This is a genomic window from Gallibacterium faecale, from assembly GCF_027920745.1.
Lineage (GTDB): Bacteria > Pseudomonadota > Gammaproteobacteria > Enterobacterales > Pasteurellaceae > Gallibacterium > Gallibacterium faecale.
Genome location: NZ_JAQIBB010000050.1, coordinates 1 through 12958 on the forward strand (window position 1 = coordinate 1; position 12958 = coordinate 12958).

Sequence of the window (12958 nt, forward strand, 5' to 3'; positions counted from 1 at the left end):
TTTACATCAAATTTTGGCTAGTTTTTACACAAAAAGGAAAGCTCGGTAACATCAAAAACAGATAGTGTCGGTAAATGTGTGACCTCAGGAAAAATTGACATAGGTTGATTATGTGGATTAATCCAAACTGCCTGACAACCGCTTAAAATAGCACCTTGTACATCAGTAACAAGATTATCACCAACGTGAAGTATTTCGTTAGGATGACAACCAAAATATTGTGCGGTTTGCACGAATAAGTCTGCGTGTGGTTTAGCTCTGCCATGTTCACCTCCCCGTAACATCAGCTTAAATTGGTCTAAGCCAATACGAGGCGGATAGACATTTCCATTACTGATAGCGACTAAAGGATAATGTTCAGCTAATTGGTTGAGGAACTGTTGATTCTGTTGTGGAACATCAATTTTATGCCGCCATTCCACAAACAGTTGCATACATTGTTCTACAATGGCAGGGATTTCAGTGCTGCTTTTCCCTTGTTGTTGCAGAAGCTTTATTGCTGCTGCTTTTCGCCACTCAATCACATCTTCATAGCGAATAGGATCTTCCAAGAAAAGCTGTTGTTTATAGAGTGCCCAGTTTTCTACGCTGACTTGTGCAAGCTGTTGTAAACAATCAAGGAAAGCTTGTTCTGCATTCCGAATCACAGTGTAGTTATCATATAACGTATCATCAAGATCAAAGCTGATAACTTTGGGTAACGTAAATGAACGATAAAAATGTAACATACTGCGATTCCTTATTTTTTACGTCTGGCACGAGGGTGTGCTGAATCATATACCTGTGCTAAATGTTGGAAATTTAAATGTGTATAAACTTGTGTGGTAGATAAATTTTCATGCCCTAATAGTTCTTGTACAGCACGTAAGTCAGAGGTAGCTTCAAGCATATGAGTAGCAAAAGAGTGGCGGAGTTTATGCGGATTAAGGTGAGCATTTAATCCTTGCTTAATACCCCACTGTTCTAAACGTTGTTGAATGGCGGTGCTTGTTAAGCGATTACCCTGATGACTAATAAAAAGTGCATTGTCTTTTGGATGAAATTGCAGACGAACATTGAGCCATTCATGTAAAGCACCAGCGGCATAACGCCCAAAAGGTAAAATCCGTTCTTTATTTCCTTTCCCCAATACCCTAAGTTCTTTTGCCTTAAAATTAATATCCTCTAAATTCAAACCGCGTAATTCAGATAAGCGTAATCCAGAACTATACATTAATTCCATAATTGCTTTATCGCGTAGGGCTAAAGGTTCTTTGCTTTTAATATCAAGTAATTGGGAAATAGATTCAACATCAATACTTTTTGGTAATCTTTTGCCTGCCTTTGGTGCTGAAATACCATCGGTTGGATTAACAGTAATAATCTTTTTACGTAATAAAAATTGGAAAAAGCCACGTAAACTAGAAAGACGTAACGCTAAACTATGTTCATGCAATCCAGCCTTTTTTCCTTGAGTGAGGATAAAGCGAATAACACTACCATCAACTTGTCGCCAATCGTTAATTCCCTCTGTGGTCAATAATTCAAGACACGCTTCTATTTGCTGCTGATAACTTTCTAATGTCTTAGGGCTAAGTTGACGTTCAATGCGAAGATAATTCCAATATTGTTCTAACCATTCTTGTAACATAGTTTATTTCTTATAAGTTAGCCATTGGTGAAATAGTGGCTCAATTAGTTCGATGAGTGTTTCGAGAAAATCTGTGTTTTGTCCACGATAAAAATGCCCTTCATGTAATGCAGTAAACACTAACACCGCATGATAAGGTTTATGATCTTGCTTATTATTTAATAAACAAATAGCAACCGATCCAATTGGCAGTTCTTCAGGTAAAAATAGCAATGATTTTTCTCGATTAGTTAATTTTCCTAGATAAAAAGATTGTAAGCCAAAACGTTCTAAGCGAATAATCTCAAAAGCTTTACGATCCAGCCAATATTGTGAGGTAACTGATTCAGATTGCCATGCGTCTTTGAGTAGTAAGATTTTACCTTGTTTTAAACCTAATGTTTTTGCCCATTGATCTAAATCGTGGTTTGCTTCAGTAATATCTTTGGCTTGGTAGAGTTGTTTTTGTAAGGGTAATAAGCTAAAAAAGAGCGTCTCATTTTGTTGTACAGTGGAACTAACCTGATTTAGCGCATTTTCTAATGTGGCAATTTTCTCTCGCTGGCGACCTAATTGGGCTTCTACTAAAGAAATCATCCCTTTGCGTTGATGATGAATAACAAGTTGATCCAATAAGGCTTGATGACGGGAAAAATAATCTGGATGGGCTTGCAAATATTGGTCTATCTGCTGCTCAAAATCAACATCAATCTCGCTCATATTTACTCCTTATAATTGAATCACGCCATCATAAACAAAGGTAGCATCGCCAGTCATATAGAGAGGATGTCCTTGTCCTTGCCATTCAATTTTTAATTCTCCGCCTGGTAAGCTAACTTTCACACTGTTATCTAATAAACCTTGCATAATGCCGACTGCTACAGCAGCACAAGCTCCAGTTCCACACGCTTGTGTTTCTCCAGCACCACGTTCAAATACTCTTAAACGAATATGTTGTCGATTGATTACCTGCATAAAGCCAATATTGGCTCTTGCTGGGAAACGTTCGTGATTTTCTAATAGTGGACCTAATTGTTCTACATTAGCCGTAGCGACATCTTCTACTTGCAACACACAATGCGGATTGCCCATAGAAACGACACCACATAATACAGTTTGAATGTCAGTTCGTAGGATATAGTTTTTTTCAAATTTATTGGCGATAAATGGAACTTTAGCTGGTTCCCAAATTGGTTCTCCCATATTTACTCGCACAGTTTCATCATCATTGACAATCAACACAATTTTGCCCTTGGCGGTACTTACTTTGATTTCATTTTTATTGGTTAGCCCTTTTAAACGAACAAAGCGGGCAAAACATCTGGCACCATTACCACACTGCTCGACTTCACTGCCATCTGCATTGAAAATACGATAATGGAAATCTAATTCGGGATCATATGGTGCTTCAACTAATAACAGTTGATCAAAGCCAATACCACGATGACGGTCAGCTAAACGGCGAATAATGTCTTCAGAAAAAAAGACACTCTGTGTTACACCATCTACTACCATAAAATCATTGCCTAGACCGTGCATTTTTGAAAACTGCATATATACCTCTTGCATAAATCATAATAGGGCTATTATAGAGAGTTCCTGATAAAGTCTAAAGACTGAAGTTGAATCAAAGATGTTAATTAAAGTGGAATATCGTTATACTAGCGCCGTTTTTTATCAAGGATTGGGCTATTATGGCGAAACTTTACTTTTATTACTCCTCAATGAATGCAGGCAAATCGACAACTCTATTACAATCTTCTTATAACTATCGTGAACGTGGTATGCAGACGTTAGTTTATACCGCAGCTATTGATAATCGTTATGGCGTAGGCAAAGTAACCTCAAGAATTGGTATTGAAGAACAAGCCAAATTATTTGATACAAAAACAGATCTATTTGATGAAATTCAACAACATCATCAACAACAAAAATTAAACTGTATTCTAGTCGATGAGGCACAATTCTTAACTAAAGACCAAGTGTATCAACTTACGGAAGTGGTCGATAAGCTCAATATTCCCGTATTGTGTTACGGACTACGCACAGATTTCCAAGCAGAATTATTTGAAGGAAGTCGTTATTTGTTAGCTTGGGCAGATCAGTTAGAGGAGTTAAAAACGATCTGTTATTGCGGACGTAAAGCGAATTTTGTATTGCGTTTAAATGAACAAGGTGAAGTGATTAAGGAAGGCGATCAGATCCAAATTGGTGGTAATGATCACTATTTGTCGGTGTGTCGTCGGCATTATAAAGAGAAAATGGACTGTTAACCCTTTCTTAACTAAACAATAAACAAGGTACTATTTATGACGGTTTCTTCAGTAGTAACTCCAAATTTAAATGCGGCGAAACGTATTGTTGCAATTGGTGGCGGGCATGGGCTTGGACGTGTGATGTCTGCACTTGGCTTTATGCGATCTCGCTTAACAGGTATTGTCACTACTACCGATAATGGCGGTTCAACAGGTCGAATTCGTAGTCAATTTGGTGGTATTGCTTGGGGGGATTTGCGTAACTGCTTAAACCAAATTATTACGACTCCAACCACTGCCTCTGAATTATTTGAGTATCGTTTTGATGGTGAGGGCGAGTTAGCAGGACATAACTTAGGGAATCTAATGCTTAAAGCATTAGAAAATATTAAAGTGCGTCCATTGGACGGCGTGAATTTAATTCGAGAGTTATTACACGTTGAACCTTTTATTATTCCAATGTCTGAAAAGCCAGCTCATCTTGCTGCTGAGTTAAATAGTGGTGAGATGATTATCGGTGAAGTGAGTATTGATAAATTAGCAGATATTCCAAAACAGTTAAGTTTAGCGCCTGCTGTTTCAGCAACCCCAGAAGCCGTTGTTGCGATTAATCAAGCAGATATTATCCTATTTGGTCCGGGCAGTTTTTTAACCAGTATTTTGCCACCTTTGTTACTGACTGAAGTACAAGATGCTTTAGCAACTAGCTCTGCAATTAAGATTTTTATTGATAATTTAGGGGTAGAACATAGCCCCTCAGCACAATTAGATTTAGCTGCACGAGTAGATTGGCTTAACCGTTATATAGGGAAGCCAATTATTGATGGCGTGATCACGGATAGCAACACGGTATTACCACAAGATTTCAGGCAAAACTATTGTGTGATTGCACGTCAATTAAATGCCGATGATGTGAGCTATCGTCATGATCGCGCGTTATTAAGTCATGCACTAGAAGACCTGATTGATAAAGTCAAAATCAAGAAAAAGTGCTTCTGTTAATTTTTAATGAGCCTGTAAATAATCTAAAACCACTTGATGATGTTCACCTGTTTTAAACTTATCAAAGACTTTTTCGATTATTCCTTGTTCATTGATAAGGAAACTAATGCGATGAATCCCATCAAAGGTTCTACCCATAAATTTTTTCTCGCCCCAAACACCAAAAGCTTCTGCAACCTGGTGATCAGGATCAGAAAGTAAAGTGAAATTAAGTTCTTTTTTCTGTTCAAATTGGGCAAGTTTATTTGGCTGATCAGGACTAATCCCTAATACTTTTACGTTTAATGCTTGCCATTGATCGTGGGTATCACGAATACCACAAGCTTGGGTAGTACATCCTGGAGTTAATGCTTTTGGATAAAAATAAACTAATACTTTTTGTCCGCGAAAATCCGTTAAAGAAACGGTTTGGTTATGTTGATCTAATAGACAAAATTCGGGAGCTTTTTCACCGGCAGTTAATGTTTTCATGATTTCTCCTTTCTTAACGGTTACTTTTCCAAAGAATTATAACGAAAAATAAAAAAATTGCTTGCAATGTAAGGTATTTTTGGCAAGCTAGAAAACATCGTTTTTATTTACTGTATCAGCAAGATTGCGAAGTACAACAACAAAAAATCTCAGGAGTAATTATGTCATCACAACCTTTATTTTCAGGCAGTATTGTTGCCTTAGTCACCCCAATGGATAGCGCTGGCGAAGTCAATTATGGGCAATTAAAAAAATTAGTAAATTATCATGTTGAAGCGGGTACAACTGCGATTGTTTCAGTGGGAACGAGTGGCGAAGCAGCAACATTAAGTATTGAAGAAAATATTAAAACGATTTTAAAAACAGTTGAGTTTGCCGATGGTCGTATTCCAGTTATTGCTGGTGCAGGTGCGAATGCAACTAGCGAAGCGGTAACTATGACAAAACTCTTAAATGGTAGTGGTATTGCTGGTTGTTTAACGGTTGTTCCTTACTACAATAAACCAACCCAACAAGGCATGTATCTCCACTTTAAAACCATTGCAGAATGTACTGATTTACCACAAATTCTTTATAACGTGCCAGGACGTACTGGTAGCGATTTATTACCAGAAACAGTGGGGCGTTTAGCTGAAATTCCAAATATTGTAGGGATTAAAGAGGCAACAGGTGATGTAAGCCGTGTGCAAAAAATTAAAAAATTAGCTGGGGAAGATTTCATTGTATTAAGTGGTGATGATGCAACTTTCTTAGATTCAATGAAAGCAGGCGGTGAAGGCGTAATTTCTGTAACCAATAACGTAGCGGCTGCTGATATGGCTAAAATTTGCCAATTAGCACTTGCAGGTAACTTTGAAGAAGCGGAAAAAATTAATCAACGTTTAATGGCGTTACATCATGATTTATTTGTAGAGTCTAATCCAATTCCAGTGAAATGGGCTTGTTATAAACTAGGTTTAATTGATGAGCCAACCTTACGCTTACCATTAACGACTCTGAGTGAAGAGGCTCAGCCAAAAGTGATTAAAGCATTACAAATTGCTGGATTACTATAAATTGTATTATGAGATAAAACAGGCGATTCCGCCTGTTTTTTGTTTTAGGGGAAAAGATGGATTATCAAGTTATTGCATTCGATTTAGATGGTACTTTGCTGAATAGTGAAGGGAAAATTTTACCAAGTAGTCTTGTGGCAATTCAGCGTGCTAAAGCACAAGGTAAGAAAGTGGTGCTTGTTACAGGCAGACATCATACTGCAGTAAAGCCTTATTACTACGAATTAGGTTTAGATACGCCAGTAGTTTGCTGTAATGGAACTTACCTTTACCAAATGGAAACCGATACAGTATTAGCGGCAAATCCGCTTACCGCAGAAAAAGCACAAAAAATTTTAGATCTAGCTTATCAATATGGATCACACGTCTTACTCTATTCTCGTGATGCAATGAATTTCCAAACATTTAATCCGCATATGGAAAAATTTAAAGCCTGGGCAGAGAGTTGTGCATTCGCGGTAAGACCGAAAGTGCAGCAAGTGCCAGATCTTTATCATTTTATTACGAGTGGCGATATTATCTGGAAATGTGTGATTAGTGCGCCAAGTCGTGAAGTTATGTTAAAAGTCGTCAATGAATTACCTGAAGAGCAATTTAGTTGTGAGTGGTCATGGATTGATCGTGTTGATATTGCTAATGTGGGAAATAGTAAAGGCGAACGTCTATTGGAATTACTAGCTACCTGGGGTATTCAGCCTGAACAGGTGATTGCGTTTGGGGATAACCATAATGATACCAGTATGTTGACTGCTGTAGGGCTAGGTGTTACGATGGGGAATGCGGAAGAAGAAGTGAAACAACAGGCAAAATTGGTTACTAAAAGTAATGATGATGATGGAATTGCCCAAGTATTAGCAGAATATCTAGACTAAATTAGAATGGTATTGATATGAAAGTGATTGGATTATTAGGTGGAATGAGTTGGGAAAGTACAGTTTCCTACTATCAAATTATTAATCAGCAGATTAAACAGCAATTAGGTGGTCTACATTCTGCCAAAATAATCCTATATAGCGTTGATTTTGATGAAATTGAGCGTTGTCAGATCACAGGAAATTGGGAAAAAAGTGCAGAAATACTTGGTAATGCTGCTTTTCAATTAGAACAAGCAGGTGCAGACTTTATTCTTATTTGCACAAATACAATGCACAAAGTTGCACCCCAAATTTCAAATCGCCTTACCGTTCCACTGATTCATATTGCTGATGCAACGACAACAGCCTTAAAACAGCAGCAAATACAACGAGTTGCTTTATTAGGCACAAAATATACGATGCTAGAAGAGTTCTATAAGCAGAGAATTATTGATCAGGGGATTGATGTAATAATTCCAAAGAAAACCGATATTGAAGAAATTAATCGGATTATTTTTACCGAACTTTGTTTAGGAAGAATTGAAGTATCATCTCGCCATATTTTCCAGCGTATTATTGCGGATCTTCAACAGCAAGGTGCTGAAGGGGTGATTTTAGGCTGTACTGAAATTGGTTTATTGATCAATCAAGAAGATTCTGTATTACCTATATTTGATACGACAGTACTTCATGCAAAGCGAGCAGTTGAACTCGCTTTACAAGAATAAGATTAAAGATTGGTATATTGGGTAACACGACCTTTGCGCGCAAAACCTAATAACGTAAAGTTGTGTTGCTCCGCCATTTCAACGGCTAAAGCAGTTGGTGCAGAAATAGCAGCCAACATTTCAATCCCACAGGCTAAACATTTTTGTACCATTTCATAACTAGCTCGACTGCTTACAAAGACAAAACCTTGTGGACGCTGATGTGTCGCATACCAACCTAATAATTTATCTAAAGCAACATGACGACCAACATCTTCTCGTAATGTTAGTAACTCTCCTTGTGGAGAAAAAAAGGCAGCAGCGTGTGTTGCGCCGGTTTCTTTAGAGAGTAATTGCTGTTGTTCTAATTGTATTAAACAGTGATCGATCAAAGAGAAATCCAAAGCGAATGTACGCTCTACTTTGGCATATTGGCGTTGAATTTGTTGTAATTGTTCGACTCCACAAATACCACAACCTGTCCGTCCAACTAAATTACGGCGATGTTCTTTTAAGGCAACAAATTGGCGAGTAGATAATTCAATTTGCACTTCAATCCCATTGCAGCTAGGTTCAATGTCAATACCATAGATTTGTTTGGGATCGTGAATAATTCCTTCTGTTAAAGAAAAGCCAATCGCAAATTCTTCTAAATCTTGTGGTGTACACATCATTACACTATGAGAAATACCGTTATACACTAATGCGACGGGAGTTTCGACAGCTAAACTGTCTAGTTTTTCCTCGGCAGTGAGTTCAGATGAAAAATAATTGTTACTTTTTTGATATAAAACACATTTCTTTTTTATGAGCTGCATCAAATTTTCCTCAAAATACCTATAATAAGTAGGTGTTTATTTTGACTAGCAGGAATATGCTTGCGACGGTAATCCTGAGTGATCAATCGAAGTGAAGATTGATTATAGTATAAATAAGGAGTAACCTACACAGCGAAAATGTAAGGATTACATTTCAGTTACAAAATAACGCAAATTTATTAACTTCCTACTTACTATCCAACAAGGAGTATCTATGCAGGTCACAAGAAGAAAATTCTTTAAGATCTGTGCAGGTGGAATGGCCGGAACGTCTGCTGCCATGCTCGGATTTGCGCCAGAAATGGCGTTAGCAGCTCCTCGTGAGTATAAATTACTTCACACGACTGAAACGAGAAATACCTGTACTTACTGTGCTGTTGGCTGTGGAATGTTGTTATATTCCATCGGCGATAAAGCCAAAAATGCTAAAGGTAAATTATTCCATATTGAGGGTGATCCAGATCATCCAGTAAGCCGTGGTGCGCTTTGTCCTAAAGGTGCAGGTGCATTAGATTATGTGAATAGCCCAAACCGTTTACAATATCCAGAATATCGTGCGCCAGGCTCAAAAGAATGGAAACGAATTTCTTGGCATGAAGCAATTACTCGAATTGCCCGTTTAATGAAAGATGACCGTGATGCTAACTTTATTGAAACCAATGCTGAAGGTACACCAGTAAACCGTTGGTTAACCACAGGTATGTTAGCGGCATCTGCTGCAAGTAATGAAACCGGTATTTTGACTCAAAAATGGGTAAGAATGCTAGGTATCCTTTCTGTAGACAACCAAGCGAGTATCTGACACGGACCAACGGTAGCAAGTCTTGCTCCATCATTTGGTCGCGGTGCGATGACCAATCACTGGGTTGATATTAAAAATTCTGATCTCGTTATCGTTATGGGCGGTAATGCCGCTGAGGCACACCCTGTCGGTTTCCGTTGGGCGATTGAAGCGAAGAAAAATAATGGTGCGAAAATTATGGTGGTTGATCCACGTTTCCATCGTACCGCAGCTGTTGCTGATATTTATATGCCGCTTCGTTCAGGTACTGATATTGCCTTCCTTTCAGGGGTAATTAACTACCTATTAACTAACGATAAGATCCAACATGAATATGTAAAATATTACACAAATGCAAGTTTCTTAGTAAATGAAGGCTTCAATTTTGAAGATGGGTTATTTACAGGATATGATCCAGAAAAACGTCAATATGATAAATCAACTTGGTCTTATCAATTAGACGAAGAGGGTTTTGCGAAACGTGATTTAACTATGCAAGATCCACGTTGTGTAATTAACTTATTGAAAAAACATGTTTCACGTTATACACCAGAAATGGTTGAACGTATTTGTGGAACAAAACAAAAAGATTTCTTAACTTTCTGTGAAGAAATTGCTAAAACCGCTGATCCAGCGAAAGCTGCAACATTCTTATATGCTTTAGGTTGGACACAACATACAGTGGGTTCACAAAATATTCGTACAATGGCGATGATCCAATTACTTCTTGGTAATATTGGTGTTGCCGGTGGTGGTGTTAACGCATTACGTGGCCACTCAAATGTACAAGGTATTACCGATTTAGGTTTATTCCCACATATGTTGCCTGGTTATATGGGATTACCAACCGATAAAGATGTTTCATTAGAAACTTATCTCAATCGAATTACACCAAAATTAGCGCAAAAAGGGCAAGTAAACTATTGGGGTAATACACCAAAATTCTTTATCAGTATGTTAAAGACTTTCTTTGGTGATAATGCAACAGCGGAAAATCAATTTGGTTACCATTTATTACCGAAGATGGATCAAAAATACGATCATTTCCGTTTTATCGATATGATGTATGCCGGTAAAGTAAATGGTTATCTCTGCCAAGGATTTAACCCAATTGCTTCTTATCCAGATAAAAATAAAGTTATCAGTGCGTTAAGTAAATTGAAGTTCCTTGTCGTTATGGATCCATTAGCAACAGATACTTCTAACTTCTGGCAAAATTATGGTGAATACAATGATGTGAAAACTGAAGATATTCAAACAGAAGTCTTCCGTTTACCAACAACTTGTTTCGCAGAAGAAGATGGCTCAATTGCTAACTCTGGTCGTTGGTTACAATGGCACTGGAAAGGCGCTGATGCACCTGCAGAGGCAAAACCAGATGTAGCGATTCTTTCTGAAATTCGTGAAGAGTTAATTTCACTTTATGAAAAAGAAGGTGGACGAGGTGTTGAACAACTTAAAGCAATGAGTTGGAACTATCTCAACCCAGCAGAACCAACAGCTGAAGAATTAGCGAAAGAAAATAATGGTTATGCACTCGAAGATCTCAAAGATCCAAATGGTGTGGTATTAGTGAAAAAAGGTGAATTATTACCAAGTTTTGCGTTCTTACGTGATGATGGTACTACCTCATCAGGTAACTGGATTTATGCCGGACAATGGACGGAAAAAGGTAATATGATGGCTCGCCGTGATAGCTCAGATCCATCAGGATTAGGTAACACTCTAAATTGGGCATTCGCATGGCCATTGAACCGCCGTATCATTTACAACCGTGCGTCAGCAGATTTACAAGGTAAACCTTGGAATGCAAAACGCCAATTAGTGAAATGGAATGGTAAAAACTGGAACTATGTTGATGTTGCTGACTTTGGTACAGCGCCTCCAGGAAGTGATGTGACACCATTTATCATGCAACCAGAAGGGGTATCTCGTCTCTTTGCAATTGATAAGATGGCAGAAGGTCCATTCCCAGAACACTATGAACCGATTGAAACACCAATTGGCACAAACCCATTACATCCGAATGTTGTTTCTAACCCTGTGGCACGTATCTTGCCAGCAGATAAAGAATCATTTGGATCATTGGAAAAATTCCCATACGTGGGTACAACTTATCGTTTAACAGAACATTTCCACTTCTGGACAAAACACTCATTATTGAATGTGATTGCTCAACCAGAACAATTTGTGGAAATTAGCGAACAACTTGCTAAAGAAAAAGGCATCAACCATGGTGACAAAGTGAAAGTAAGTTCAATTCGTGGTTATGTGAAAGCGGTTGCGGTTGTGACTAAACGTATTCGTCCGTTAGAAGTCGATGGTAAAGTCGTCCATACAATCGGTATTCCAATCCATTGGGGCTTTGCAGGCGTTGGTAAGAAAGGCTTCTTTGCTAATAACTTAACGCCTCGTGTTGGTGATGCAAATACACAAACACCAGAATTCAAAGCATTCCTTGTGAATATTGAGAAAGTTGCGGAGGCGTAAATGGCAGTTCAAACTCAAGATATTATCAGAGCCTCAGCAACATCGGGGCTTACACCACCGCCACAAGTACGTGATCACAAAGTCGAAGTGGCGAAATTGATTGATGTAACTACCTGTATTGGCTGTAAAGCATGTCAAGTCGCTTGTTCTGAATGGAATGATTTACGTGCTGAGCCAGGTGATTGTGTTGGTGTTTATGACAACCCAGTTGATCTTGAACCAAAAGCATGGACAGTGATGAAATTCAACGAAGTTGAAGAAAATGATCGTCTTGAATGGTTAATTCGTAAAGATGGTTGTATGCACTGTGCAGATCCAGGTTGTTTAAAGGCTTGCCCATCACCAGGTGCGATTATCCAATACGCAAATGGTATTGTTGATTATCAATCTGATAAGTGTATTGGTTGTGGTTACTGTATTGCAGGTTGTCCGTTTAATGTTCCACGCATTAATCCAGAAGATAACCGTGCTTACAAATGTACCCTCTGTTCTGATCGTGTGAATGTGGGACAAGAACCAGCGTGTGCGAAAACTTGTCCAACAGGTGCAATTCACTTCGGTAGTAAAGAAGAGATGTTACACTATGCTGAAAAACGTGTGGCAGATCTGAAGAGCCGTGGTTATGAAAATGCAGGTATTTACGATCCACAAAGTGTAGGTGGTACTCACGTAATGTATGTATTACATCACGCAGATCGTCCAGAGCTTTATTCTGGGTTACCAAAAGATCCACATATCAGTGAAGTTGTTTCACTCTGGAAGGGAATTCTCAAACCACTTGCTGGTGTAGCAATGGGCGCATTAGCAGTAGGTGCAGCAGCACACTATATTGCAATGGGACCAAACACTGAGGATCTTGAGGAAGAAGATATCATTGATCCACATGCTCATGATGATGAAAAAGGAGGAAAATAAT

At 38.4% G+C, this 12958-nt stretch carries 13 protein-coding genes; 7 read left to right on the forward strand and 6 right to left on the reverse strand.

What is annotated here, in order from left to right; translation table 11 throughout:
• Positions 1-17 precede the first annotated feature (17 nt).
• From PF272_RS04735 to dapF, 4 genes are read right to left on the reverse strand one after another with little or no spacing between them, the layout of a single operon-like run.
• Entirely contained in the window at positions 18-728 is a 711-nt protein-coding gene (locus tag PF272_RS04735; RefSeq protein ID WP_271141823.1) for an HAD-IA family hydrolase, read from the reverse strand.
• A gap of 11 nt (positions 729-739) precedes the next feature.
• Entirely contained in the window at positions 740-1630 is an 891-nt protein-coding gene (xerC, locus tag PF272_RS04740) for a tyrosine recombinase XerC (RefSeq protein ID WP_271141824.1), read from the reverse strand.
• A gap of 3 nt (positions 1631-1633) precedes the next feature.
• On the reverse strand, positions 1634-2329 hold the full coding sequence (locus tag PF272_RS04745; protein ID WP_271141825.1) for a DUF484 family protein: 696 nt from the start codon (positions 2327-2329) through the stop codon (positions 1634-1636).
• 9 nt (positions 2330-2338) lie between these two features.
• The gene (gene dapF, locus PF272_RS04750; RefSeq protein ID WP_065233886.1) at positions 2339-3163 is read right to left on the reverse strand and encodes a diaminopimelate epimerase; all 825 of its coding nucleotides are present in this window, start codon (positions 3161-3163) and stop codon (positions 2339-2341) included.
• 140 nt (positions 3164-3303) lie between these two features.
• Between dapF and PF272_RS04755 the strand changes: the two genes are divergently transcribed.
• Both PF272_RS04755 and PF272_RS04760 read left to right on the forward strand, forming a co-directional pair.
• The gene (locus tag PF272_RS04755) at positions 3304-3882 is read left to right on the forward strand and encodes a thymidine kinase (protein WP_271141826.1); all 579 of its coding nucleotides are present in this window, start codon (positions 3304-3306) and stop codon (positions 3880-3882) included.
• A gap of 36 nt (positions 3883-3918) precedes the next feature.
• Entirely contained in the window at positions 3919-4866 is a 948-nt protein-coding gene (locus PF272_RS04760; RefSeq protein ID WP_271141827.1) for a gluconeogenesis factor YvcK family protein, read from the forward strand.
• A gap of 3 nt (positions 4867-4869) precedes the next feature.
• On the opposite strand, the gene bcp is transcribed toward PF272_RS04760, so the two are convergent.
• Positions 4870-5337 carry a thioredoxin-dependent thiol peroxidase gene (gene bcp / locus PF272_RS04765; RefSeq protein ID WP_271141828.1) on the reverse strand — a complete coding sequence of 156 codons (468 nt, stop codon included), beginning with the start codon at positions 5335-5337 and terminating at the stop codon, positions 4870-4872.
• Positions 5338-5498: 161 nt separating this feature from the next.
• Here bcp and dapA point away from each other — a divergent pair, with 161 nt between their 5' ends.
• From dapA to PF272_RS04780, 3 genes are read left to right on the forward strand one after another with little or no spacing between them, the layout of a single operon-like run.
• Complete coding sequence (gene dapA, locus PF272_RS04770; protein WP_065233919.1) at positions 5499-6392, forward strand: 4-hydroxy-tetrahydrodipicolinate synthase; 894 nt, start codon at positions 5499-5501, stop codon at positions 6390-6392.
• Between the two features lie 56 nt (positions 6393-6448).
• Positions 6449-7264 carry a pyridoxal phosphatase gene (locus PF272_RS04775; protein ID WP_271141829.1) on the forward strand — a complete coding sequence of 272 codons (816 nt, stop codon included), beginning with the start codon at positions 6449-6451 and terminating at the stop codon, positions 7262-7264.
• 17 nt (positions 7265-7281) lie between these two features.
• Positions 7282-7974 (forward strand): aspartate/glutamate racemase family protein, encoded by a 693-nt coding sequence (locus tag PF272_RS04780; protein WP_271141830.1) that lies wholly within the window; start codon positions 7282-7284, stop codon positions 7972-7974.
• Between the two features lie 2 nt (positions 7975-7976).
• On the opposite strand, the gene fdhD is transcribed toward PF272_RS04780, so the two are convergent.
• Complete coding sequence (gene fdhD, locus PF272_RS04785) at positions 7977-8771, reverse strand: formate dehydrogenase accessory sulfurtransferase FdhD (protein WP_271141831.1); 795 nt, start codon at positions 8769-8771, stop codon at positions 7977-7979.
• 214 nt (positions 8772-8985) lie between these two features.
• On the opposite strand from fdhD, the gene fdnG reads away from it, so the two are divergent.
• Positions 8986-12042: a formate dehydrogenase-N subunit alpha gene (fdnG, locus tag PF272_RS04790; RefSeq protein WP_271141832.1), complete on the forward strand. Its 3057-nt coding sequence runs from the start codon at positions 8986-8988 to the stop codon at positions 12040-12042.
• Positions 12043-12957, forward strand: a complete 915-nt coding sequence (fdxH, locus tag PF272_RS04795; RefSeq protein WP_271141833.1) for a formate dehydrogenase subunit beta — start codon at positions 12043-12045, stop codon at positions 12955-12957.
• Position 12958 lies beyond the last annotated feature (1 nt).